General features: G+C 72.8%; 25 protein-coding genes. 7 read left to right on the top strand and 18 right to left on the bottom strand.

Annotated features, from left to right (window positions below; translation table 11 throughout):
* Positions 1-14: 14 nt before the first annotated feature.
* A complete protein-coding gene (locus K8W59_RS03930; RefSeq protein ID WP_223397453.1) occupies positions 15-842 on the top strand; it encodes an alpha/beta hydrolase in 828 nt (275 codons plus the stop codon).
* Here the strand turns inward: K8W59_RS03930 and glpX are convergent.
* From glpX to K8W59_RS03955, 5 genes are read right to left on the bottom strand one after another with little or no spacing between them, the layout of a single operon-like run.
* Entirely contained in the window at positions 815-1,828 is a 1,014-nt protein-coding gene (glpX, locus tag K8W59_RS03935) for a class II fructose-bisphosphatase (RefSeq protein WP_223397454.1), read from the bottom strand. The two genes, K8W59_RS03930 and glpX, sit on opposite strands and share 28 nt — an antisense overlap.
* A 9-nt stretch (positions 1,829-1,837) precedes the next feature.
* Positions 1,838-2,809 carry a sulfate/molybdate ABC transporter ATP-binding protein gene (locus K8W59_RS03940; protein ID WP_223397455.1) on the bottom strand — a complete coding sequence of 324 codons (972 nt, stop codon included), beginning with the start codon at positions 2,807-2,809 and terminating at the stop codon, positions 1,838-1,840.
* Positions 2,806-3,642, bottom strand: a complete 837-nt coding sequence (modB, locus tag K8W59_RS03945; RefSeq protein WP_223397456.1) for a molybdate ABC transporter permease subunit — start codon at positions 3,640-3,642, stop codon at positions 2,806-2,808. Before modB ends, K8W59_RS03940 begins: the two co-directional genes overlap by 4 nt.
* Positions 3,639-4,394 (bottom strand): molybdate ABC transporter substrate-binding protein, encoded by a 756-nt coding sequence (modA, locus tag K8W59_RS03950; protein WP_223397457.1) that lies wholly within the window; start codon positions 4,392-4,394, stop codon positions 3,639-3,641. Before modA ends, modB begins: the two co-directional genes overlap by 4 nt.
* Before the next feature lie 13 nt (positions 4,395-4,407).
* Complete coding sequence (locus K8W59_RS03955; protein ID WP_223397458.1) at positions 4,408-4,812, bottom strand: TOBE domain-containing protein; 405 nt, start codon at positions 4,810-4,812, stop codon at positions 4,408-4,410.
* 157 nt (positions 4,813-4,969) lie between these two features.
* Between K8W59_RS03955 and K8W59_RS03960 the strand changes: the two genes are divergently transcribed.
* Positions 4,970-5,533 (top strand): DUF4245 family protein, encoded by a 564-nt coding sequence (locus K8W59_RS03960; protein ID WP_223397459.1) that lies wholly within the window; start codon positions 4,970-4,972, stop codon positions 5,531-5,533.
* On the opposite strand, the gene K8W59_RS03965 is transcribed toward K8W59_RS03960, so the two are convergent.
* Genes K8W59_RS03965 through K8W59_RS03980 form a run of 4 tightly spaced genes read right to left on the bottom strand, consistent with a single transcriptional unit; the run spans position 5,508 to position 7,568 of the window.
* Positions 5,508-5,726 (bottom strand): exodeoxyribonuclease VII small subunit, encoded by a 219-nt coding sequence (locus tag K8W59_RS03965; RefSeq protein WP_223397460.1) that lies wholly within the window; start codon positions 5,724-5,726, stop codon positions 5,508-5,510. The genes K8W59_RS03960 and K8W59_RS03965 overlap by 26 nt on opposite strands.
* A complete protein-coding gene (gene xseA, locus K8W59_RS03970; protein ID WP_263283280.1) occupies positions 5,719-6,954 on the bottom strand; it encodes an exodeoxyribonuclease VII large subunit in 1,236 nt (411 codons plus the stop codon). The genes K8W59_RS03965 and xseA overlap by 8 nt, the downstream gene beginning before the upstream one ends.
* A 48-nt stretch (positions 6,955-7,002) precedes the next feature.
* Positions 7,003-7,350 carry a type II toxin-antitoxin system PemK/MazF family toxin gene (locus tag K8W59_RS03975; protein WP_317846301.1) on the bottom strand — a complete coding sequence of 116 codons (348 nt, stop codon included), beginning with the start codon at positions 7,348-7,350 and terminating at the stop codon, positions 7,003-7,005.
* Complete coding sequence (locus K8W59_RS03980) at positions 7,350-7,568, bottom strand: ribbon-helix-helix domain-containing protein (RefSeq protein ID WP_223397461.1); 219 nt, start codon at positions 7,566-7,568, stop codon at positions 7,350-7,352. The genes K8W59_RS03975 and K8W59_RS03980 overlap by 1 nt, the downstream gene beginning before the upstream one ends.
* Positions 7,569-7,691: 123 nt before the next feature.
* Here K8W59_RS03980 and K8W59_RS03985 point away from each other — a divergent pair, with 123 nt between their 5' ends.
* Both K8W59_RS03985 and K8W59_RS03990 read left to right on the top strand, forming a co-directional pair.
* Positions 7,692-8,693, top strand: a complete 1,002-nt coding sequence (locus tag K8W59_RS03985) for a 4-hydroxy-3-methylbut-2-enyl diphosphate reductase (protein ID WP_223397462.1) — start codon at positions 7,692-7,694, stop codon at positions 8,691-8,693.
* 7 nt (positions 8,694-8,700) lie between these two features.
* Positions 8,701-9,324, top strand: a complete 624-nt coding sequence (locus K8W59_RS03990; protein ID WP_223397463.1) for an L-threonylcarbamoyladenylate synthase — start codon at positions 8,701-8,703, stop codon at positions 9,322-9,324.
* 21 nt (positions 9,325-9,345) lie between these two features.
* Here the strand turns inward: K8W59_RS03990 and K8W59_RS03995 are convergent, their stop codons facing one another.
* Together K8W59_RS03995 and K8W59_RS04000 are read right to left on the bottom strand one after the other, a co-directional pair.
* Positions 9,346-9,759 (bottom strand): DUF6542 domain-containing protein, encoded by a 414-nt coding sequence (locus tag K8W59_RS03995; protein WP_223397464.1) that lies wholly within the window; start codon positions 9,757-9,759, stop codon positions 9,346-9,348.
* A gap of 22 nt (positions 9,760-9,781) precedes the next feature.
* Positions 9,782-10,846 (bottom strand): DNA recombination protein RmuC, encoded by a 1,065-nt coding sequence (locus K8W59_RS04000; RefSeq protein WP_223397465.1) that lies wholly within the window; start codon positions 10,844-10,846, stop codon positions 9,782-9,784.
* Positions 10,847-10,911: 65 nt separating this feature from the next.
* On the opposite strand from K8W59_RS04000, the gene K8W59_RS04005 reads away from it, so the two are divergent.
* Positions 10,912-12,153 carry an oligosaccharide flippase family protein gene (locus K8W59_RS04005; RefSeq protein WP_223397466.1) on the top strand — a complete coding sequence of 414 codons (1,242 nt, stop codon included), beginning with the start codon at positions 10,912-10,914 and terminating at the stop codon, positions 12,151-12,153.
* Between the two features lie 6 nt (positions 12,154-12,159).
* On the opposite strand, the gene rffA is transcribed toward K8W59_RS04005, so the two are convergent.
* Genes rffA through K8W59_RS04025 form a run of 4 tightly spaced genes read right to left on the bottom strand, consistent with a single transcriptional unit; the run spans position 12,160 to position 15,818 of the window.
* The gene (gene rffA, locus K8W59_RS04010) at positions 12,160-13,302 is read right to left on the bottom strand and encodes a dTDP-4-amino-4,6-dideoxygalactose transaminase (RefSeq protein ID WP_223397467.1); all 1,143 of its coding nucleotides are present in this window, start codon (positions 13,300-13,302) and stop codon (positions 12,160-12,162) included.
* On the bottom strand, positions 13,299-14,066 hold the full coding sequence (locus K8W59_RS04015) for a sulfotransferase family protein (RefSeq protein ID WP_223397468.1): 768 nt from the start codon (positions 14,064-14,066) through the stop codon (positions 13,299-13,301). Before K8W59_RS04015 ends, rffA begins: the two co-directional genes overlap by 4 nt.
* A complete protein-coding gene (locus K8W59_RS04020) occupies positions 14,063-15,016 on the bottom strand; it encodes a glycosyltransferase family 2 protein (RefSeq protein ID WP_223397469.1) in 954 nt (317 codons plus the stop codon). Before K8W59_RS04020 ends, K8W59_RS04015 begins: the two co-directional genes overlap by 4 nt.
* Positions 15,017-15,038: 22 nt before the next feature.
* Positions 15,039-15,818: an exodeoxyribonuclease III gene (locus tag K8W59_RS04025; RefSeq protein ID WP_223397470.1), complete on the bottom strand. Its 780-nt coding sequence runs from the start codon at positions 15,816-15,818 to the stop codon at positions 15,039-15,041.
* Between the two features lie 136 nt (positions 15,819-15,954).
* Here K8W59_RS04025 and K8W59_RS04030 point away from each other — a divergent pair, with 136 nt between their 5' ends.
* Together K8W59_RS04030 and K8W59_RS04035 are read left to right on the top strand one after the other, a co-directional pair.
* Complete coding sequence (locus K8W59_RS04030) at positions 15,955-16,773, top strand: M57 family metalloprotease (RefSeq protein ID WP_223397471.1); 819 nt, start codon at positions 15,955-15,957, stop codon at positions 16,771-16,773.
* A gap of 190 nt (positions 16,774-16,963) precedes the next feature.
* Positions 16,964-17,782 (top strand): M57 family metalloprotease, encoded by an 819-nt coding sequence (locus tag K8W59_RS04035; RefSeq protein WP_223397472.1) that lies wholly within the window; start codon positions 16,964-16,966, stop codon positions 17,780-17,782.
* A 9-nt stretch (positions 17,783-17,791) separates the two neighbouring features.
* On the opposite strand, the gene K8W59_RS04040 is transcribed toward K8W59_RS04035, so the two are convergent.
* Genes K8W59_RS04040 through K8W59_RS04050 form a run of 3 tightly spaced genes read right to left on the bottom strand, consistent with a single transcriptional unit; the run spans position 17,792 to position 21,417 of the window.
* On the bottom strand, positions 17,792-19,357 hold the full coding sequence (locus K8W59_RS04040; RefSeq protein WP_223397473.1) for a PH domain-containing protein: 1,566 nt from the start codon (positions 19,355-19,357) through the stop codon (positions 17,792-17,794).
* A complete protein-coding gene (locus tag K8W59_RS04045; protein ID WP_223397474.1) occupies positions 19,354-19,857 on the bottom strand; it encodes a PH domain-containing protein in 504 nt (167 codons plus the stop codon). The genes K8W59_RS04040 and K8W59_RS04045 overlap by 4 nt, the downstream gene beginning before the upstream one ends.
* 21 nt (positions 19,858-19,878) lie before the next feature.
* Positions 19,879-21,417 (bottom strand): hypothetical protein, encoded by a 1,539-nt coding sequence (locus K8W59_RS04050; protein WP_223397475.1) that lies wholly within the window; start codon positions 21,415-21,417, stop codon positions 19,879-19,881.
* Positions 21,418-21,471 lie beyond the last annotated feature (54 nt).

Raw genomic sequence — 21,471 nt, forward strand, 5'->3', positions numbered from 1 at the left:
TACGGTGACCCGTCATGGACACCCTGGCGTCGTTCCTGCGCCCCGAGGGATTCGTCCGCCCGCACGTGGCCGCGGTGGCGCGGGAGGGCCTGATGGTGGCCGAGGCCGCCCGGCTGGTGGCGCGCAGTCACCGGGACCGCTCCACCCGCCGCTCCCGGTCCTGGACCGCCCGGGTGCACCCGCGGGCCGACGACCCGGTGCTGCTGGTGCCCGGCTTCCTGGCCGGGGACGGCACCCTCGGTCTGATGGCCGCCGCCCTGCGCAGGGAGGGTTTCCGCACCTACCGGTCGGACATCCACGCCAACGTCGGCTGCACCCTGGAGGCCGGCGCGGCCCTGGAGGCCCGGCTGGAGGCGATCGCCATCCGCCGGGACAGCCGGGTGCAGGTGGTGGGGCACAGCCTCGGCGGCCTGTTGGCCCGCGGGCTCGCCGTACGCCGTCCCGACCTGGTCTCCGGGGTGGTCACCCTCGGCAGCCCCCTGCTGGCCCCCGGCGCCCACCACGTGTCGCTGACGGTGATGGTCGAGGTGCTCAACCGGCTGAGCCGGGCCGGGGTCCGCGGCCTGATGGGAGAAGAGTGCGTGTCGGGCGAGTGTGCGCGTGCCTCGTTCGCCGAGGCGCGGCAGCCGCTGCCGGACGGGATACGCCTCACCTCGATCTGGTCCCCCCGCGACGGGATCGTCGACCCCGCCTCCTGCCAGGACCCCGAGGCGCGACTGGTCGAGGTGGCCACCTCGCACTGCGGCATGGCGGTCGACCCCCGCGTGCGCGACGAGGTGGTCGCCGCCCTGCACGCGGAGCGGAGCGCCGAGGGTCAGTACCTCACATCGGCGGAGGCGTAGCCGCGCAGCTTCTCCAGCCGGTGCTCGGAGGTGATCGAGCGGATCGTGCCGCTGCGCGAGCGCATCACCAGCGAGTGCGTGGACGCCCCACCGGCGCGGTAGCGGATGCCCCGCATCAGCTCGCCGTCGGTGATCCCGGTGGCGGCGAAGAAGCAGTCGTCGCCGGTGACCAGGTCGTCGGTGGTCAGCAGCCGGTCCGGGTCGAGGTCCAGGCCCGCGGCCTCGGCGCGCTCCCGCTCCGCGTCGTCCTGCGGCCACAGCCGACCCTGGATCACGCCGCCCATGCACTTCATCGCGCAGGCGGCGATGATCCCCTCCGGGGTGCCGCCGACGCCGAGCAGCAGGTCGACGCCGGTGTCGGTGCGGGCCGCCATGATCGCGCCCGCGACGTCGCCGTCGGTGATGAACTTGATCCGCGCGCCGGTCGCCCGGATCTCCTCGACCAGGGTCTCGTGGCGCGGCCGGTCGAGCAGCACGACCGTCACGTCGTCGGGTCGGGACCCCTTCGCCTTCGCGACCTGCGCGATGTTCTCCGCCACCGGCAGCCGCAGGTCCACCACGTCCGCGGCCTCCGGGCCGGTCACCAGCTTCTCCATGTAGAACACCGCGGAGGGGTCGAACATGCTGTGCCGCGGAGCGACGGCCAGCACGGCGATCGCGTTGTTCATCCCCTTCGCGGTCAGCGTGGTGCCGTCGATCGGGTCGACCGCCACATCGCACTCCGGCCCCGTGCCGTCGCCGACGCTCTCCCCGTTGTAGAGCATGGGCGCGTTGTCCTTCTCGCCCTCGCCGATGACGACGACGCCGTTCATGCTGACCCCGGAGATGGTCGCGCGCATGGCCTGCACGGCCACGTCGTCGGCGCCGTTCTTGTCACCGCGGCCGACCCACCGGCCGGCGGCCATCGCGGCCGCCTCGGTGACCCGGACGAGCTCCATGGCCAGGTTGCGGTCGGGCGGCTCGGGGTGCGTCTGCTCCGCGGTCATGGCGCGACTCTAGCGGCCCTCGGGGACGGCGTCGTACCACCTCACGGCGGTCTCCTTCACCGACAGCCAGACCGGTCGGCCGGCCTGCAGGCCGAGCTCGGCCGTGGCGGCGGGGGTGACGTCGGCGAGCAGGTCGGGGCCGGCGTCCACATGCACGCGTACGGCGTCCCCGTGCGGCGCCATGCCGAGCACCGGCCCGCTCCACCGGTGCCGCGCCGAGCCGCTGGGCGGCTCGGTGGAGACGGTCACGTCCCGCGGCTCGAAGGCGCCCAGCCGGTCCCCGTCGCGGATCACGTTGAGCCCCACCAGCCGGGCCACGTGCCGGGTGAGCGGGTGGGCGGCCACCTCGGCCGGCGGTCCCTGCTGGACCGTCTCGCCCTCGTCCAGCACCACCAGGTGGTCCGAGAGCAGGGTGGCGTCGATCGCGTCGTGGGTGACCAGCACGCTGACGCCGGCGAAGTCGGCCAGGTGCCGCCGCAGCTCCAGCCGCAGCGTGGTGGCGACCCGCACGTCCAGGCCGGCGAACGGCTCGTCGAGGAGCAGCAGTGCCGGGCCGGGGGCCAGGGCGCGGGCGATCGCCACCCGCTGCGCCTGGCCGCCGGAGAGCTCGCCCGGGCGCCGACCCGCCAGCTGCCCGACCCCGAGCCGGTCCAGCCACTCCCGGGCGCGGGCGTCCGCCGCGGCCCGGGCGACCCCGCGGGCGCGGGCACCGAAGGCGACGTTGTCCAGCGCGGACAGGTGGGGGAAGAGCAGCCGGTCCTGGAAGACCAGCCCGACGTCGCGGTGCCGGGCCTCCAGCCGCATCAGGTCGCGGCCGTCGAGGAGCGCCCTGCCCCGGGCGGGGGTGAGGCCCGCCAGCGCGCTGACCAGGGAGCTCTTGCCCGCCCCGTTGGGGCCGATCAACCCCACCACGCTGCCCGCGGGGGCGGTGAAGGCGCTGCGCACCCGGCCGGGGACCTCGACGGCGACCTCGAGGCTCATGGCGTGCCCCACCAGCGGTCGCGCAGCGCCAGCAGCACGAGCAGGGAGACCGCGAGCATCACCACCGACAGCGCGAGCGCGGCGTCCTGGTCGGACTGGCGGGCCTGATAGATCAGCGTCGGCATGGTCTGGGTGGTTCCGGGGTAGCTGCCGTTGAAGGTGATGGTGGCGCCGAACTCGCCCAGCGAGCGCGCCCAGCCGAGCATCATCGCGGCGGCGATCCCCGGCGCCGCCAGTGGCAGGGTGATCCGCCGGAAGATGGTCCAGGTGCTGGCACCGAGACTGGCCGCGGCGGCGTCGTAGGCCGGGCCGGCGGCGCGCAGCGCGCCCTCCAGGGCCAGCACGACGAAGGGCAGCGAGACGAAGGTGTGGGCGAGCACCACGCCGGCGGGGGTGTAGGGGAAGGCGAACCCCGTCCACTCCAACAGCGGTGCGCCGAACAGGCCGGAGCGGCCGAACGCCTCGCGCAGTGCCACCCCCGCGACGACCGGCGGCAGCACCATCGGCACGGTGACGGCCGCCCGCAGCAGGGTGCGCCCGCGGAAGTCGCGCCGGGCCAGCAGCCAGGCGAGCGGCAACCCGAGCACCAGGCAGACCGCCATGCAGACGGTGGAGGTCCACAGCGAGAGGACCAGCGCCTGCCGCACCGGCTCGGAGGCGAGGGCCGCGGTGAAGGCGGCCGGCCGCACGGCCGCGACCATCGCGAGCAGGGGGAGGACCAGGAGCGCCGTACCGACGACGGCGGGGACGAGGAGTGCGACGGGAGGTCGCCCCAGGCGGACCTGCGCCAGTGCGGTGTCGGAGGTCGAGCGGGCCGTGGGGGACGACGTCACGGGAGGGTGAAGCCCGCGTCGGTGAGCGCCTGCCGGCCGACCTCGGAGGTGACCAGGTCGACCCACTGCCGGGCGGCCTCGCCGCTGCCCTCGAGCGGTGCGATCCAGTACGTCGTCAGCGCGCGGTCCGCGCCGTCGATCGGGACCATGGTGACGTCCTCGCCTGCCGCGACCGCGTCGCTGGCGTAGACCAGCCCGGCGTCGGCCTCGCCGGAGGTGACCTTGTCCAGCGTGGACTTCACGTCGACCTCGAGGGACGCTGACTCCCCGGCCCCGTCGACCCCGTCGAGCAGGGTGAGCGCGACCTTGCCGCAGGGCACGTCGTCCGCGCACCGGACCCAGGTGGTGCCGCCCAGGTCCGCCAGGCCCTGGATGTCGTCGGGGTTGCCGGGGGCGGTGACGATCGCCAGCTCGTTGGTGGCGAACCGCACCGGCTCGGCCGCCGTCACGCCGGCGTCGACGGCGATCTGCATCGACTCCTCGTCGGCGGTCGCCAGCACGTCGCCCGGCGCCCCGTCGGCCGCGGACTCCGCCAGGTCGGTGCTGGAGCCGAAGGACTCCTGCACGCTGCCGCCGTTGTCGTCGGTGTAGTCCTGCTCCAGCTGCCCGAACACCTCGGTCAGCGAGGCGGCCGCCAGGACGGTCAGCTCGTCGCCGCCGTCCCCGGAGGCCTGGGAGTCTCCGCCTCCCCCGCAGGCGGAGACTCCCAGGGCGAGGGCCAGCACCAGGCCGGCGGTCGGTGCGTGCTTCATGGATGCTCCTGTCTCAGGGCTTCTCGACGACGACGTTCGTGGACTTCACCGACGCGATCGCCCGGACGCCGGGCTCCAGGCCGAGCTCGCCGGCGGCGTCGCTGCTCATCAGGCTCACCATCCGGTAGGGGCCGCAGACGAGCTCGACCTGGGCCATCACGGTGTCGGCCTTGACCCGGGTGACGATCCCGGACATCCGGTTGCGCGCGCTCACGGCGGCGGCGCGGGTCCGGTCGCGCTCGGAGGCCTCGGCCTGCTCGATCAGCTGCTCGGCCAGCGTCGCCAGGTCGCGGCCGTCGACCACGGTCCGGCCGTCCCCCTGGGCCGCGGGGAGGCGTCCGGCCTCGATCCAGCGGCGGACGGTGTCATCGCTCACGGCCAGGATCTCGGCGGCCTCGGCGATCCGGTAGCTCGGCACTCGGTCCTCCTGCGCGGGCGATATGACGGCTCGTGGGCGTGCGTGCGGATGAATTCAAGCACATGGCGCCGCATCTGCGGCAGGAGCGACGGGGCGCGGGATGCTCGCGTAGGGACCGGCCGCGGGGCTGCTGGGGGCGCGTTGGCAGGATGTCGGGGTGAGCGGTCAGGCAGGCAGGTACCAACGGTCGATGTCGGGGCTGTTCGGCGCGCTGCTGGTCAGCCTGCTCGTGATCGGCGGGTACGTCGGCTTCCGGGCCCTCAACCGGGACGAGCTCGACGTGCGCCCCGAGCCGATCGAGCTCGCCGAGGCGGTGACCGTCGGCGAGCAGGCCGGCGCCCGGCCGACGTACCCCGACCCGCTGCCGAAGGGCTGGACCGCGACCAGCTTCGACACCGGGTCGCCCGACGCGCCCGCCTGGGGGCTCGGGCTGAACACCCGCGAGGGCGCCTATGTCGGCGTCCGGCGGGAGGACGCGGAGCTGGACCAGCTGCTGGAGACCTACGTCGACAAGGCCCCCGAGGAGGGCCGCACCGTGCGCCTGGGGGGTGAGCTCGCGGGCCGGTGGCAGACCTGGACCGACGCGGGCGGGGACAGCGCCTACGGCCGGAAGGTCGGCCAGGACTGGCTGCTCGTCTACGGCTCCGCCCCGTCTCGCGACCTGCGCCGGGTGGTGGAGTCGCTGACCGAGAAGGTCACTCCTCCGACGCCTGCTCCATGACCTCGTCGAGGCGACGGCGGGCGCCGTCCAGCCACTCCTGACACCGCCGGGCGAGCACCTCGCCGCGCTCCCACAGGGCCAGTGACTCCTCCAGGGTGATGCCGCCGGCCTCGAGCCGCCGGACCACCTCGACCAGCTCCTCGCGCGCCTCCTCGTAGGACTGGGCGTCCTCGGGCGTCTCCTGCTCAGTCATCGGGCTCCTCCTCCAGGGCCGTGGTGGTGGCCTGCACGCGGCCGTCGGCGACCCGGGCCGAGACCGGGTCGCCGGGGGACAGGGCGGTGACGCTGGTGACCACGTGCCCGTCGGCGTCCTGCAGGACGGCGTACCCCCGCTGCAGGGTCGCCAGCGGCGACATCGCCCGCGCCCGGGCCCGCTGGTGCTCCAGGTCGTCGGCGGCACGGTCCAGCGCGTGCCGCAGGCTGCGCCGCGACCGGTCGGCGAGGACGTCGACCTCGTCGCGGCGGGTGTCGACCAGCGAACGGGGGTCGGCCATCGCCGGGCGGGAGCGCAGCTGCTGCAGCATGGCGAGCTCGCGGTCCAGATGGCCGGCGAGCGTGCTGCGCAGCCGGTCGCGCGCCTGGGTCACGCCGCGCAGCTCCTCGACCACGTCCGGCACGACGAGCTTCGCGGCATCGGTCGGCGTGGAGGCGCGCACGTCGGCCACCAGGTCGAGCAGCGGAGTGTCGGGCTCGTGGCCGATCGCGGAGACCACCGGGGTGCGCATCGCGTGGACCGCACGGACCAGCGCCTCGTCGGAGAACGGCAGCAGGTCCTCCACCGAGCCGCCGCCGCGGGCCACCACGACCACCTGCACCTCCGGGTGGCGGTCCAGCCGCTCGAGCGACTCCAGGATCTCCGGCACCGCGCGGGTGCCCTGCATCGCGGCGTAGGCGACCTCGAAGCGCACAGCCGGCCAGCGGCGCTGCGCGTTCTCCAGCACGTCGCGCTCGGCGGCGCTCCTCGGGGCGGTCACCAGGCCGACCCGGGTGGGGAGGAAGGGGAGACGCTGCTTGAGCCGGGCCTCGAAGAGCCCCTCGGCGGCCAGCAGCTGACGGCGCCGCTCGAGCCGGGCGAGCAGCTCGCCCAGGCCCACCAGCCGGATCTCGCGCACCTTCAGCGACAGCGAGCCCCGGTTGGGGTAGTAGTCCGGGCGGCCCAGCACCACGATGCTGCCGCCCTCGACCAGGGGCGGGTTCAGCCCGTCGACCAGGGTGCGCGCGCACGTGACCGGCACCGAGACGTCGGCGTGGGTGTCGCGCAGGGTGAGGAAGACCGTCTGCAGGCCGGGACGCCGGCTGATCTGGGTCACCTGGCCCTCGATCCACACCGAGCCGAGCCGGCCGATCCAGTCGGTGAGCGCCATCGCCAGGGCGCGCACGGGTGCCGGGGACTCGGCGGTGGCGTCGCGCAGGCTGGGCACGGACGCGACTCTAGGGGAGGGCGCCGACGGTTCGGTCGCGCGCCGTACTCACAGCTGCAGGTGCAGCCTCAGCGCCGCGTCGACCTGGCCCATCAGCGACAGGGGTACGACGCCGATGGCCGGGCCGACGCCCTCGAGTGCCACGGACCGCACCTGCTCGGCCTGAGCCTTGGAGTCCACGCGCAGGCCGGTCTCCTCTGATGGCAGCAGCACCTGGAAGGGGAACACGCGCTCGACGCTGCTGGTCAGGGGCACGACGGTGACGACCCCACGGCCCAGGCGCGCTGCCGCGGCGTTGGCTCGGTCGTTGCTCACGACCACCGCAGGGCGGCGCTTGGTCGACTCGCTTCCCCTGGCGGGATCCAGGTCGACCAGGCGCACCTCCCCACGGAGCATCAGTCGAGGCCGTCGGCGGTCGTGGCCTCCCAGGCGGCCGCGTCGGAGGCGTCCTCCCATTCCTCGAAGGCGGCGGCGTAGGCGGCCGCGAGCTCGGGACCTCGAAGCCGCCGGATGGCCTGCTGGATGCCGGCCGACCTCGAGTCGAGCCCCGTCTGCTCGACGAAGCGGTCCAGGGCCGCCACGTCCTCCTCGCTCAGGCTGACGCTCAGCTTCATGCCAACGATGCTACCTCGGTGGCACCGGGATTCCCACCAGGCAGAGTGTCCCGCACGACCGACGTACTCACCGCCCTCCGGGCGCACGCGCCGGCTCGCGCACCGGGCACCTAGACTGGCGCCATGAGCACCGATCTGGGCACCCCGCCCGTCCTGAGCCCCGAGGAGGCCGAGCGCGCCGTGCTCCTCGCCGCCCCGCGCGGCTACTGCGCCGGTGTGGACCGCGCGGTCATCACCGTGGAGAAGGCGCTCGACCTCTACGGCGCGCCCGTCTACGTGCGCAAGCAGATCGTGCACAACAAGCACGTGGTCTCCAACCTGGAGTCCCGCGGCGCGATCTTCGTCGAGGAGCTCGACGAGGTCCCCTCGGGCCAGACCGTGGTCTTCTCCGCGCACGGCGTCTCGCCGCAGGTGCACGAGCAGGCCGTGGCGCGCGGGCTCAAGACCATCGACGCGACCTGCCCGCTGGTGACCAAGGTGCACCACGAGGCGAAGCGGTTCGCCGCCGACGACTACGACATCCTGCTCATCGGCCACGAGGGCCATGAGGAGGTCGAGGGCACCTCCGGCGAGGCGCCGATGCACATCCAGCTGGTGCAGGGCCCCGACGACGTCGCGAACATCGATGTCCGCGACCCGAAGAAGGTCGCCTGGCTCTCCCAGACCACGCTCAGCGTGGACGAGACGATGGAGACGGTCGCCGCGATCCGCGAGCGCTTCCCCGACCTGCTCGACCCGCCGAGCGACGACATCTGCTACGCCACCCAGAACCGGCAGCTCGCGATCAAGGAGATCGCGAAGGATGCCGACCTGGTGATCGTCGTCGGCTCGTCGAACTCCTCCAACTCGGTGCGCCTGGCCGAGGTCGCGCTGGAGGCCGGAGCGAAGGCGGCCCACCGCGTCGACGACGCCACCGAGATCCGCGAGGAGTGGCTCGAGGGGGTCGACACCGTGAGCGTGACCTCCGGGGCGAGCGTGCCCGAGGAGCTGGTCGAGGGCGTGCTGGCGTTCCTCGCCGAGCGGGGCTATCCCGACGCCCAGGCCGTGCACTCCGCGGAGGAGTCGCTGATCTTCGCGCTGCCGCCCGAGCTGCGCCGGGACCTGCGGGCCGCGGGCCGGAGCTGAGTCCGCGATGGCGCGGTACGTCGACATCCACCCGGTCAACCCACAGGCCCGGCTGATCTCCCAGGTCGTCGACGCGCTGGCCGACGACGCGCTGATCGCCTACCCCACCGACTCCGGGTACGCCCTCGGCTGCCGGCTGGGCAACCGCGACGGCCGGGACCGGATCCTGCGGATCCGCGACCTCGACGAGAAGCACCACTTCACCCTGATGTGCCGCGACTTCGCCCAGCTCGGGCAGTTCGTGCACGTGGACAACAACGCGTTCCGGTCGGTGAAGGCCAGCACGCCGGGGCCGTACACGTTCATCCTGCCGGCTACCTCCGAGGTGCCGAAGCGGCTGATGCACCCCAAGAAGCGCACGGTGGGCGTCCGGATCCCCGACCACGTCGTCGACCAGGCGCTGCTCGAGGCCCACGGTGAGCCGCTGCTGACCAGCACGCTGATCCTGCCCGGCGAGAGCGAGGCCCGCACCCAGGGCTGGGAGGTCAAGGAGGAGCTGGACCACCAGGTCGACCTGGTCATCGACGCGGGCGAGGTGACCGCGGAGCCGACCACGGTGGTCGACTGGTCCGAGGGGTTCCCTGAGGTGCGCCGCTACGGCGCCGGCGACCCGGCGCGCTTCGAGGGCTGAGGCTGCTGGAGCCGGTGGCGGTCAGTGCCGGGTGAGCAGGCGGTGCCGGTAGGCCAGCACGCCCAGGCACACGGCATAGCCGGCGGCCAGCGCGGCCGAGTGGCGCGCCAGCCCGGAGATCACCGCCTGGGTCGGGCCGTCGCCCACGGCGGCGATGCTGGTGCGCTCGGTGAACGCCAGCAGCACGAAGACGCCGAGCATCATCAGCGGCGGCAGCACGCCGACGGTGAAGAAGTCGTGCGGGCGGACGCGCAGCGCCAGGAACAGGCACAGCGCAATGAAGCACAGATCGAAGAAGATGCTCACCCGGCCCGAGAGCAGCACGTCGAGGGCGGTGACGCTGAGGGCGATCGCGACGCCGAGCACCGCGACCTCGTGGCCGGGCTCGCGGCCCTGCTCCCACAGGCTGGGTGCGCCGGTGACCTGCACGTTCACGCCTGCCACGCTAGGCCCATCCTCACGCCCCGTGCGCGCGGCGCGCCGGGGTCTCGTCGGCTTCCGTGGCCAGGGTCAGCGCGCGCGGCACCGCGTCCACCCGGTCCGGCGACGACGTCTCGGGCAGGTCGCCGAGGTCGCCCAGCCGGCGGGCGGAGACCAGGACGCGACTCTCCAGCGAGCCGATCGCCGCGTTGTAGGCCTCCACGGAGGCCCGCAGGGACCGGCCGACCTTGTCCAGGTGGCCGGCCATCGTGCCCAGCCGCTCGTGCAGCTCCCGGCCGAGGCGGTGCACCTCGCGGGCGTCCTCGGCGAGCGCCTCGTGCCGCCAGCCCTGCGCGACGGTGCGCAACAGGGCGACCAGCGTCGTGGGACTGGCCAGGACCACCTGCCGGGTCGCCGCGTGGTCGAGCAGGTCGCGGTCCTGCTCCAGCGCGGCGGACAAGATGGCCTCGCCGGGCACGAACAGCACCACGAACTCCGGCGCCGCGGGCAACGCGGTCCAGTAGCGCTTGGAGGCCAGCTGCTCCACGTGGGTGCGCAGCTGGCGGGCGTGCCGGGTCAGGGCGGCGGTCCGATCGGCGTCGTCGGTGGCCTCCACGCCGTCGAGGAACGCGTCGAGCGGCACCTTGGCGTCCACGACGATGCTGCGCCCGCCGGCCAGGTGCACGACCAGGTCGGGGCGCAGCGCGCCGCCCTCGAGCCGGTGCTGCTCGGTGAAGTCGCACCGGTCGGTCAGGCCGGCCAGCTCGACGGTGCGGCGCAGGGTCATCTCGCCCCACCGCCCGCGCACCTGCGGCTTGCGCAGGGCGGTGCTGAGCGCGCCCGTCTCACGCCGCAGCGACTCGGTGGCGTGCTGCACGCCGAGCACCTGTTGGGTGAACTCGCCCTGCCATCGGGCCCGGGCCCGGTCCAGCTCGTGCAGCTGGTCGCCCAGCCGGTCGAGCCCCTGGAGCACCTCGGCCCGGTCGACGAGCTCGCGGGTCGCGGCGGGCCGGGACCGGGCCCAGAGCACGCCCAGCGCGCCGCCGAGCAGCAGCCCGAGGGCGAGCACGAGCGCCAGGGGAAGGAGCGTGGTGGTGTTCATGGCGGGCATCCTGCCCGGGACCGCCGACACTTCGTGGGACGTCCGTCCGCGTAGGCTCTCCGCCGATGAAGACCGGGCTGCGCTCCACCTCCGCTCTGGCCGTCGGCTCGGCCGCCAACGGCGTGCTCGCCTACGTCTTCTTCGCGCTCACCACCCGGGGACTCGGCGCGGAGGCCGCCGCCCCGGTGTCGGTGCTCTGGGCGTGGTGGGCCTTCGCGGCCGCCGCCTTCACCTTCCCCGTGCAGCACTGGATCGCCCGGTCCGTCGCGACCCACGGCGGCGAGGGCGGTGTCCGCGCCGCGCTGGCCCGCGTCGCCGTGCTCGTCGTGCTGGTCTCGCTGGTCGTGGGCGGGGCGGCCTGGCTGCTGCGGCAGCCGTTGTTCGGCAGCGACGGTACGGCGTTCCCGCTGCTCGCCGCCGCCGTCACCGCGGCCTCGGCCCTCACCGGCTACGTCCGCGGAGTGTTGACCGGGCGGCGCCGCTTCGGCGCCGTGGCGGTCGCCCTCACCGCGGAGAACGGGCTCCGGGCGGTGCTCGCCGCGGCGCTCATGGTGGCCGGGGTCGGCGACCCGCTGGCCTACGGGCTCGCGCTGCTGGTCGGCTTCGCCGGCGCGCTGGTGTGGCCCTCGACCCTGCGGCTGCACGAGGACGGCACCGGCCCGGCCGACGGCACCCTGGCCTTCCTCTCCGGCGCGGCCGGCGGCCAGCTGGTCGGCCAGGCGGTGCTGACCGGCGGCCCGGTCGTGCTGTCCCTCGCTTCGGGGGCCCCGCACGAGGTGACGGCGCTCTTCGCCGGGCTCGCGCTCTTCCGCGCGCCCTACACGCTCGCGATCGGCATGGTCGCCCAGCTCACGGGATGGGTCACCGGCCTGCTGGTCGCCCGGGACTGGGCGGCTCTGGCCCGGGCCCGCTGGCTGCTCCGCCTCGCGGTCGTCGCCGGCACCCTGCTGGCGGTGCCGGTCGGCTGGTGGGTCGGGCCGCCGCTGCTGCGGCTGGTCTTCGGCGCCGACATACGACTCGGCAGCGCCGACTGCGCCCTGATCGCCGTCGGCAGCGCGCTCGCCCTCGTCAACCTGGTCGCGACGGTGATGCTGCTGGCCCAGGGCCGGACCCCCGTCCTCGTGGTCACCTGGCTGGCCGCCCTGCTCCCCGGCGCCGCGGTGCTCGCGCTGCGGAGCGGCGAGGAGCCGCTCACCACCGTCTGCCTGGCGTTCCTGGTGGTAGAGGCGGCCGCCACCCTCGGCCTGCTGTGGGAGGAGTGGCGCGGCGTACGGCGGCTTCGCCGGCGGGCCGAGCAGCCCGCCTGAGCGGGGTCAGCCGCGCATCGCGGCGGTCAGCGACGCCATCACGCGCTCGACGTCGGCGTCGCTCAGGGCGTTGTGGAAGGGCAGCCGCAGCAGCCGCCGGCTGATGTCGGTGCTCACCGGGCACTCGGTCTCCCGGGCTGAGAACCGCACCCCCGCGGGCGCGCTGTGCAGCGGCACGTAGTGGAAGGTCGTCTGGATCCCGTCGTCCTTCATCGCCGCCATCACCCGCGTGCGGGTCTCGTGGTCGGGCATCAGCAGGTGGAACAGGTGGTAGGCCGGCACACAGTGGTCGGGCACGACGGGCAGGCTGAAGCCGAGCTCGCCGGCGTACGGCGCCAGCCCCTCGGTGTAGGCGTCGTAGATCGCCTTCCGGCGGGCCTGGATGGACTCCGCGTGCTCCAGCTGCGCGGTGAGGTAGCCCGCGAGCACCTCGGCGAGCGCGAAGGAGGAGCCGGTGTCGCGCCAGGAGTACTTGTCCACCATCCCCTGGAAGAACGCGCGCCGGTCGGTCCCCTTCTCATAGAGCACCCAGGCGCGCGCGTCGTCGGCCTCGTCGTTGAGCACCAGCGCCCCGCCCTCCCCGCACACGATGTTCTTGGTGTCGTGGAAGCTCTGGGTGGCGAACCGGCCGAGGCTGCCCAGCGGCTGGTCGCGCCACCGGCCGAAGAGCCCGTGTGCGTTGTCCTCGACCACGGCCACGTCCGGCCGGTCGGCGAGGACGGCGCGCAGCCCGTCCATGTCCGCGGCGACGCCCGCGTAGTGCACCACGACGACGGCGCGCACCGTGTCGTCGAGCAGCTCGGCCACCGATGCGGGGTCCGGCCCCAGCGTCTCCGGCTCGATGTCGCAGAACAGGATGCGCGCACCCTCGCGGGCGAACGCGAGCGCGGAGGAGGTGAAGGTGTAGGACGGCACGATCACCGTGTCGCCGGGCTGCAGGTCGAGCAGCAGCGCACTCAGCTCCAGGGCGGTCGTGCAGGAGGTGGTCAGCAGGGCGTCGCGCGCGCCGGTCGCCTGCTCCACCAGCTCGGCGGCGCGGGTGGAGAACGGGCCTCCCGAGGAGGTGTGACCGCTCTCCATGGCGGTCTGCATGTTCTCCAGCTCGCCCCCGACCTGGACGGCGCGGGTGAAGGCGATGGGCTCGGTCACGAGGTTCCTTCCGGGTCGGTCGTGGGCCAGGGGAGGGGGCGCCCGAGCAGGTCGGCGAGCGCGGCGTCGCTGTCGGCGAACCAGGCGCGCAGCCGCTGCTCGAGCTCCGACGGCACCGCGGGCGCGTCGGCGGCGCTGGCGTTGACGGGGGAGTCCGCAGCCGAGGGGCGGAACGCGTCGTCGACCCCGAGGAACCGGTAGGTCCCGCCGATCGCGTCGCGGTCGGCGGCCAGGTCCTCGAGGAACCCGATCCGCAGGTCCTCGCCGTACTCCTCCAGCCAGGGGTGCAGGTAGTCGACGTAGCGCCCGCGCTGGAGGTAGGCGAAGGGGGAGACCGACGTGCCGTTGCCGTCCCACGCGTCGGGGGCTTCGGCGAGCCCGGCCTCCAGCGCCTCGGCCAGCGGGCGCCGCTCCAGCCCGTTGTCGCTGCTGAAGGCCCAGTTGGAGATCGCCCGCTGCACCGGGTCGCGCAGCTGCACGAGCACCAGCGGGCTCCCCAGCATCGCGCGCGCCCGGCCGGCCGCCTCCGGATGCTCGAGGTAGGAGGTGGACTTGTCGCCGAGGACGTCGGCGTCGCCGGCGTCGGCGAACCAGGTCTCGACGTACCACTCGCGGCCGCGGGCGGAGAGCTCGGCGTCGATGAACACCTTCGGCTCGGGGCGCGCCGGGCGGGCCATGGCGATCTGCGGGTGGGCGTCCAGCAGCGTGTGCAGGTACGTCGTCCCGCAGCGCTGGGCGCCGATCACGAGGAGGTGCCGGGTCACTCGGCGCGCCCCTTGAGGTGGTAGATCTCGGTGGCGCTGACCGCGTTGAGGGTGCGGACGAGGTACTCGCCGAGCATCGAGAGCATGCCGATGGTGAAGCCGTTGAAGACCGAGAGCAGCACGATGGTGGACGTCCAGCCGGGGGTCCGGATCTGCCCCAGCAGGCCGAGCACGAGGTAGACGGCGCCGATCAGGAAGCCGACGCCGGCGACCCCGAAGCCGATCGTCGCCAGCGTGCGCAGCGGCCAGCTGGAGTAGCTGAACAGGATGGTCAGCACCAGCTTGAGGATGCGGGAGAAGCTGTAGTTGCTCTGGCCCTCGGCGCGCGACTCGTGTCGCACCAGGACGTTGGCGCGGTGGGAGGAGTAGAGCAGCGCCTGCCCGGTGATGTAGGGGTGAGCGGTGCGGGAGGCGGAGATCCGATCCACCACGTCGCGGCGCAGGATCCGGAAGTTGGACACGACCAGGTCGTCGGGCAGGCCGAAGATGTTCTTGTTCATCATCCCGATCACCTTCGTGCCCAGCCGCCGGTAGCCGGCCGCCTGCTTCTGCTCGAACTGGGCGAAGACGCAGTCGTAGCCCTCCATTGCCTTGTCGATCAGCACCAGCGCCTGGTCGGGCGGGTTCTGCAGGTCGTCGTCCATGGTGATGACGTAGTCGCCACGGGACTCGCGGAAGCCGGCGAGGTTCGCGGTGTGCTGGCCGTAGTTGTGCAGCAGGTTGAGCGCCACGACCTCGTCGTACTCCTGGGCCTTGGCCTCCAGCACGGGCCAGACGTTGTCCGGGGAGCCGTCGTTGACCAGCACCAGCTCCAGCCGCAGTCCGGCCTCGCGGAAGGTGCGGACGACCTCGTCGACGGTGCGGCCGACGAACGCCTCGGAGTTGTAGACGGGGATGACGACGGAGTAGAGGAAGGCGTGCTTGTCCAGCACGTCGGGGGCCGCGGTCATGGTGTCCGATCCTCGCACAGGGTCAAGCGATCTCGACGATCACCGGGGCGTGGTCCGACGGGCTGCTCGAGCCCTGGGCGGGGTCCCGCTCGTCCCGGTCGATGCTCGCGCCGGTGATCCGGGCGGCGAGCCCTGGGGAGGCCAGTGCGAAGTCGATCTTCAGGCCGCGGTCGCGCTCGAAGCGCTGGCGGTAGTAGTCCCAGTAGGTGTAGCCCGGTGCGTGCTCGCGGGTCACCTCGGCGTAGCCGTCGTCGATCAGCGCTTGGAAGGCCGCCCGCTCGGCCGGGGTGACGTGCGTGGAGCGACGGAACTGTGCCGGGTCGAAGACGTCCTCGTCGGTCGGGGCGACGTTCCAGTCGCCGACCAGTGCGGTCTGCCCGGCCAGCCAGGGCCGGGCGGCCTCCCGCAGCCGGGCCAGCCACTCGAGCTTGTAGACGTAGTGCGGGTCGTCGGGCTTGCGGCCGTTGGGCACGTACAGGCTCCAGACGCGTACGTCGCCGCACGTCGCCCCGATCGCCCGTGCCTCGACCGCCCCGTCGTCGCCCCAGCCGGGCTGGCCGGGGAAGCCGCGCTCGACGTCGGCCAGGCCGACCCGGGAGGCGATCGCGACGCCGTTCCACTGGTTCAGCCCGTGGACGGCGACCTCGTAGCCGGCACCCTGCAGGCCCAGCAGCGGCAGCTGGTCCTCCCGTGCCTTGGTCTCCTGCAGGGCCAGCACGTCGATCTCGTGACGGAGGCAGAACGCCTCGACCCGGTCGATGCGGGAGCGGAGGGAGTTGACGTTCCAGGTGGCCAGGCGCACGCGTCGAGCCTAGAGGCCGGAGGCGCTTGCAGAAACATGAAGTGCGAGAAGCTGAGGGTGACAGCGGGGAACGTCCGGGAGTTGGCTTACGTCTCGACAGATTCTCCGCATCCATTCCTTCTCGGGAGGACACTCCATGTTCAAGCCCCTCTCCAAGGCCGGCCTGGTCGCCGCCGCTCTCACCAGCCTGGCCGTCGCCGCCCCGGCCTCCGCCCAGGTCTCCCAGACCACCAGCGGCGACGTGCCGACGTACAAGGAGTTCCAGTCCAGCACCTACCGGGACGCCGACCGGCAGTACATCGTCAACGGCGACGAGCCGGTGCGCACCACCGGTGAGCTGCGGGACTTCTACGACCGGATGGTCGGCGGCAAGACCGAGAAGGACGGGCTCATCGTCAACACGGTCAACGGCGTGGACGACAAGTGGAGCCAGACCCAGGTCGGCAACCTGACCTACTGCGTGTCCACCCGCTTCGGCACCGACTACACCAACGTCGTCAACGCGATGAACGCCGGGGCGGCCCTGTGGGAGAGCGCCTCCTCGGCGATCGACTTCCGCTACGTCCCGAGCCAGGACGGCAACTGCACCACGCGCAACACCTCGGTGGTGTTCTCCGTCGAGCCGACCTCGACGACCTCCTACATCGCCCGTGCGTTCTTCCCCAGCTCGCCGAAGAGCAGCCGCAACGTGCTGGTCAACGCACGCTCGCTGATGACCGCCGGCTCCTGGACCCCGGGCAACATCATGGGCCACGAGCTCGGCCACACCCTGGGCTTCCGGCACGAGCACACGCGGCCCGAGGCGGGCACCTGCTTCGAGGACAACAACTGGCGGCCGCTGACGCCGTACGACTCCTCCTCGATCATGCACTACCCGCAGTGCAACGGCACCTCGTCCAACCTCAGCATGACCGCGACCGACCGGGCCGGAGTGCAGGCGCTCTACGGCCAGTGAGACCGCCCTCCTGACGGGCGCGACGACGGCGGCCGGGAGCGCTCCCGGCCGCCGTCGTCGACGTGGGCCCGTCGGATTGCATGATTCTGCATTGCACAGACATGAGGGTGACACCGGCGATCTTCAGGGAGTTGGGTGACAGGTCGAAGGTTCTGCTGAGAGAACCCGCCCCCGGGAGGAAGATCCACTCATGCTCACACCCCTACGCAAGATCGCACTCGCCACCGCGGCGCTCACCAGCCTCGCGCTGGCGGCCCCGGCGTCCGCCCAGGTCACCGAGACCAGCGACGGAGTGCCGACGTTCAAGGAGTTCCAGGCCAGCACGTACCAGGACGCGGACCGCAAGTACATCGTCAATGGCGATGAGCCGGTGCGCAACACCGGCGAGCTGCGGGAGTTCTACAACCGCCTGGTGTCCAACAGCAGCCCGCAGATCGACGGCCTCATCGTCAACACCGTCAACGGCCAGGACGACCGGTGGAGCCAGACCCAGGTCGCCAACCTGACCTACTGCGTGTCCACGAAGTTCGGCAAGGACTACACCTCCATGGTGAACACGACGGCCAACGCTGCCGCGCTGTGGGAGCGGGCGTCCTCGGCGGTCGATTTCCGCTACGTCGCAAGCCAGGACGGGAACTGCACCACCAGCAACAACTCGGTGGTCTTCTCGGTCGAGCCCACGAAGTCCCAGTCCTACATCGCTCGGGCGTTCTTCCCCAGCTATCCCAAGAGCGACCGGAACGTGCTGGTGAACGTGCGGTCGCTGAACAACAGCAGCCTCGGGACGCCGACGAACATCATGGGTCACGAGCTCGGCCACATCCTGGGCTTCCGGCACGAGCACACCCGGCCGGAGGCGGGCACCTGCTTCGAGAACAACAGCTGGCGGCCGCTGACGCCGTACGACTCGGCCTCGATCATGCACTACCCGCAGTGCAACGGCACCTCGTCGGACATGAGCATGACCGCGTCCGACGTGGCGGGCGTGCAGGCGCTCTACGGCCCGTGAGCCGGTGAGTCAGCCGGGCTGAGGCACCAGGAAGTCTCCGACGGCGGTCGGGGTGACGGTCGACGTCACCTCGACCGCCGTCGCACGTGGCACGTCGTGGATCACGACGTGCTCGCTGCCGGCCGCGGTCGTGGCGGTGAGGGTGACCAGGCCGACCCGCCGCTGGAAGATCGTCTCGGAGACCACCCAGCCGATGACGCCGTCGCGCTCCAGCACGGTGCGGACGGTGGCCAGGGCGCCACCCGTGCTGACCAGGTGGCCGGGCGTCACCGCGTGCCCGAGGTGGCGGTAGGTCGCCAGGCCGATCAGCACGTTGAGCACCGCGAGGACGCCCGCGACCACCGCGAGCAGCCACCAGGGACGGTCGAGCCACCACAGGAGGGGTACGGCGAATCCGGTCAGCGTCAGGGTCCACCACTGCCGGCGCAGCAGGATCCGGCGTCGGGCGGCGGGGCCGTGCCGGAGCGTGGTGACGTGCAGGGGCTCCTCGTCGCCGAGGATCAGCCCCGCGACCCGCTGGTTCTCGCGCAGCGGGCTGGGCGGCATGACGCTGGTGGTCCCGCCGGTCCCGACGCCCGTGGCCAGGGTGGACAGCTCGGCGCCGCGCGCCAGCCGCATCAGTGTGGGCTCGGTCAGCTGGACCCCGCGCACCCGCTTCTCCTCCACGCTCGTCGAGCGGGTGGTGAGCAGACCGGCCTGCAGCCGCAGGGTGTCCGCGTCGCGGGTGAGCCGCATCCCCGACCACTGCAGGACGTAGCCGATGACCGACAGGAGCAGCCAGCCGACCAAGGCCGCGAGCGCGACCATCAACACCAGCAGGGGGATCGCCACCGCGCTGACCTGCTCCCAGCCGGAGCGGAGCCGGTCGGTGGTCAGGACCGGGATCTCGTCGACGAACTGGCCCAGGAAGCCGAAGGCGGCCGCCACGACGACCAGCCGGGCCAGGTTGAGGGGCGCGAACCGGAGCCAGGACCAGTCCAGCTCGGCGAGCACCTGGGGCGGCTCATTGGCCATGCCCTCTCTCTCCCCGCCGTCGGCACCCTCCGCCGGCTCGGGTGCGGTCCGGGGCATCGAAGAGCGTGCGTGACTGAGCAGGGCGACGCGCAGCGCCTCGGCCCGGTCCCGGCCGAGCGCGTCCAGCTCGATCTTGGTCTCGTCCACGCCGGTGCCGATCTCCACCTTGGTCAGGCCGAGGATCCGGTGCAGGAGGCTGGACTCCAGGTCGACCGAGCGCACCCGGTCCAGCGGCGCGGTGAGCTGCTTGCGGGACAGCAGCCCGCTGCGGCGTTGGAACTGGGTGTCGGTGAACCGGTAGGTGGTGGTCAGCCAGGGCAGCAGGCCGGCCGCGAGCACGCCCAGCAGCACCAGCGGCGCCCACCAGGGGATGCCGCCCTGGGAGCTGCTGAGCCCGACCAGGCCGATGACGGCGGGCAGGGCGAACTGGCGCAGCGCGCTCACCGGGCCGACCAGCAGCATCCGCGGGTCGAGCCGGTGCCACTCGGCGTCCGGGACGGCCGGGCCGGTCGGCGGGTCGACCAGCCGGTCCTCGGGGTCCGGCGGTAGCCACTCGCTCACGTCGCGTCGCCCTCGTCGGCCGCGGTACGCTCCGTCAGGTCGGTCACCAGGCGCCGGGCGACCTCCTCGTCGAGGCACTTGACCGAGATCGCGCCGAAGGAGCTGGCGGTGGAGACGGTCACCGACATGAGGCCGAACGCGCGCATCAGGGCGCTCTGAGTGCTGTCGACGGTCTGCACCCGCGAGAGGGGAGCGATCGACAGCGTCCGGGTCAGCCACCCCTCGCGGGTGAACACGGCCTCCGGGGTCATCTCCCAGCGGTGCACGCGGTAGCGCAGGCCGGGCATCACGATCACCGGGACCAGGCACGCGAGCACGAGCAGCGCGCCGAGCAGGTGGGCCCACCAGGGGCGGTCGCTCCAGAAGGCGTAGCTGACGGCGAGGCCCACGACCACGACGCCGAGCCGGATCAGCGCGCCGGTGCGCCAGTAGGCCGGGGCCCGGGAGCTGACCTGGTGGGCGGGCTCTCGCAGTGCGTCCCCCAAAGCAGTGCTCGTCACGGGACGAGCCTCGCATACCCCTTACGACAGGCGATCGAGGGCGTCGCGGATCTCGGCGCGGGTCTGCCGGTCCACCGACTCGTGCAGGAAGATGTAGAACCGCGGCCCGCGGCCGACGTAGACGTACTCCTTGCGCACCGCCGGGCGCATCCACTCCGGGACCCCGTTGTGGTCGGTGGTCAGCACGGTCGCGTCCTGGTCGGCGATCCACTGGGCATAGCCCTCGAGCCCGCCCGGCCAGTTCTCGTCGATGTAGACGTCCATGCCGTTGGTGAACAGCTGGTAGCGGCTGATGTTGCGCACGCCGGACAGCGCGAGCGGCTGCGGCGCCTGCGAGGTGATCGCCGTGGCGTCTGCGGGCAGTCGGGAGAAGACGGCGTCGGTCGCCGCCTGCTGGGTGAGGAGTACGTCGTTGCGGGTGCGCCACTGGTCCCACGCGGTGGCGCCGACGGCGGCGACCGCGCAGACGCCCGCCAGGACCGCGGAGGGCAGGGCCGCCCAACCGTGGGACAGCCGTCCGACGAGCGCCCCGAAGCCGAGCGCGGCGATGGGCAGCAGCAGGAACGCGTCGGCGTACCCGTTGAAGACGCTGTAGGACCAGATGCTCCCGCCGACCAGCCCCGCGAAGAGCACCAGGGTGGAGGCGCGCACCCACCGGGCATCCTCGCCCTGACGCGGCACCAGCGCCACCAGGCCGAAGACGGTGAGCAGAACGAAGCCGACCACGAAGATCCACGACGACCAGGTGAAGCCGCTCGTGAACAGCTCCCAGGCGGCGAGCCACTGACCGTCGATGCCCGACTGCTCGGTGTACTGCGCGTTGGCGAGCAGGAACCCGTCGAGGAACTCGGGGAAGGCGCGCATCGCGACGAAGTAGGCCGAGGTGGCGACCAGGGTCAGCACGCCGCCGAGGCCGTAGAGGAGCAGCGCCTTGAGGCGGGCGCGGCCGCGCGCCTCGCCGGGGGCGAACCAGCAGGCCACCAGGGCGGCGGGGGCGGCGGCGAAGAAGACGGGCTGCCAGGTCAGTGTGGCAAGGCCGGTGACGATGCCGGCGGCGAGCCAGCGGTGCCGGACCGAGAGCAGCAGGCTCCAGGCGATGAAGGTCGCGACCGGCGTCTTGGACTGGGGGCCGGTCGTGGCGAAGGCGGCGTAGCCGGTGAAGCAGAGCATCGCGGCGGCCGCCACGTGGCCGGCGTTGCGGCTGGCGAACGCGGCGCTGGCGAGGCGGTAGACCAGCGGCACCGTGGCGGCGGCGATCACCCAGAAGACGATCCGCACGCCGTAGACGTCGGCGATGTCGACGGCGTTCGCCAGCAGCACGCCGAGGGCGGGGAGCAGGTGCGCGAGCGGTCCAGCGCGGTTCATCAGCTCGACGTACGGCGCCGCGCCCGCGGCGACCTCCTGGCCGGCGTACACGTAGAACGAGCTGTCCCTTGTCAGCTCGCCGTCGAAGCCGTGCACCACGTAGGCGCCGAGTGCGGCGAGGAACCAGAGGAAGGTGAACACGTCGTGCCGGCGGGCGCGCTCCTCGCCGGCGGCCAGGTCGGTCTGCTCGTTCACGTTGATGAAGCGTGCCACACGGGTCCTTGCGATTCGTGGGGCGCTCCGGGGCTT

Origin of the sequence: Nocardioides rotundus (genome assembly GCF_019931675.1) — a bacterium.
Taxonomy (GTDB): Bacteria; Actinomycetota; Actinomycetes; order Propionibacteriales; family Nocardioidaceae; genus Nocardioides; species Nocardioides rotundus.

Bases quoted from the DNA above. Each gene is read 5' to 3' on its own strand.
- K8W59_RS03985 (WP_223397462.1), top strand. From the start codon at position 7,692: ATGAGCACCGATCTGGGCACCCCGCCCGTCCTGAGCCCCGAGGAGGCC.
- K8W59_RS04000 (WP_223397465.1), bottom strand. From the start codon at position 10,846: ATGAACACCACCACGCTCCTTCCCCTGGCGCTCGTGCTCGCCCTCGGG.
- K8W59_RS03965 (WP_223397460.1), bottom strand. From the start codon at position 5,726: ATGACTGAGCAGGAGACGCCCGAGGACGCCCAGTCCTACGAGGAGGCG.
- K8W59_RS03940 (WP_223397455.1), bottom strand. From the start codon at position 2,809: ATGAGCCTCGAGGTCGCCGTCGAGGTCCCCGGCCGGGTGCGCAGCGCC.
- K8W59_RS04005 (WP_223397466.1), top strand. From the start codon at position 10,912: ATGAAGACCGGGCTGCGCTCCACCTCCGCTCTGGCCGTCGGCTCGGCC.
- K8W59_RS04035 (WP_223397472.1), top strand. From the start codon at position 16,964: ATGCTCACACCCCTACGCAAGATCGCACTCGCCACCGCGGCGCTCACC.
- K8W59_RS04020 (WP_223397469.1), bottom strand. From the start codon at position 15,016: ATGACCGCGGCCCCCGACGTGCTGGACAAGCACGCCTTCCTCTACTCC.
- K8W59_RS03990 (WP_223397463.1), top strand. From the start codon at position 8,701: ATGGCGCGGTACGTCGACATCCACCCGGTCAACCCACAGGCCCGGCTG.
- modA (WP_223397457.1), bottom strand. From the start codon at position 4,394: ATGAAGCACGCACCGACCGCCGGCCTGGTGCTGGCCCTCGCCCTGGGA.
- K8W59_RS03980 (WP_223397461.1), bottom strand. From the start codon at position 7,568: ATGAAGCTGAGCGTCAGCCTGAGCGAGGAGGACGTGGCGGCCCTGGAC.
- glpX (WP_223397454.1), bottom strand. From the start codon at position 1,828: ATGACCGCGGAGCAGACGCACCCCGAGCCGCCCGACCGCAACCTGGCC.
- K8W59_RS03975 (WP_317846301.1), bottom strand. From the start codon at position 7,350: ATGCTCCGTGGGGAGGTGCGCCTGGTCGACCTGGATCCCGCCAGGGGA.
- K8W59_RS03930 (WP_223397453.1), top strand. From the start codon at position 15: ATGGACACCCTGGCGTCGTTCCTGCGCCCCGAGGGATTCGTCCGCCCG.
- K8W59_RS04030 (WP_223397471.1), top strand. From the start codon at position 15,955: ATGTTCAAGCCCCTCTCCAAGGCCGGCCTGGTCGCCGCCGCTCTCACC.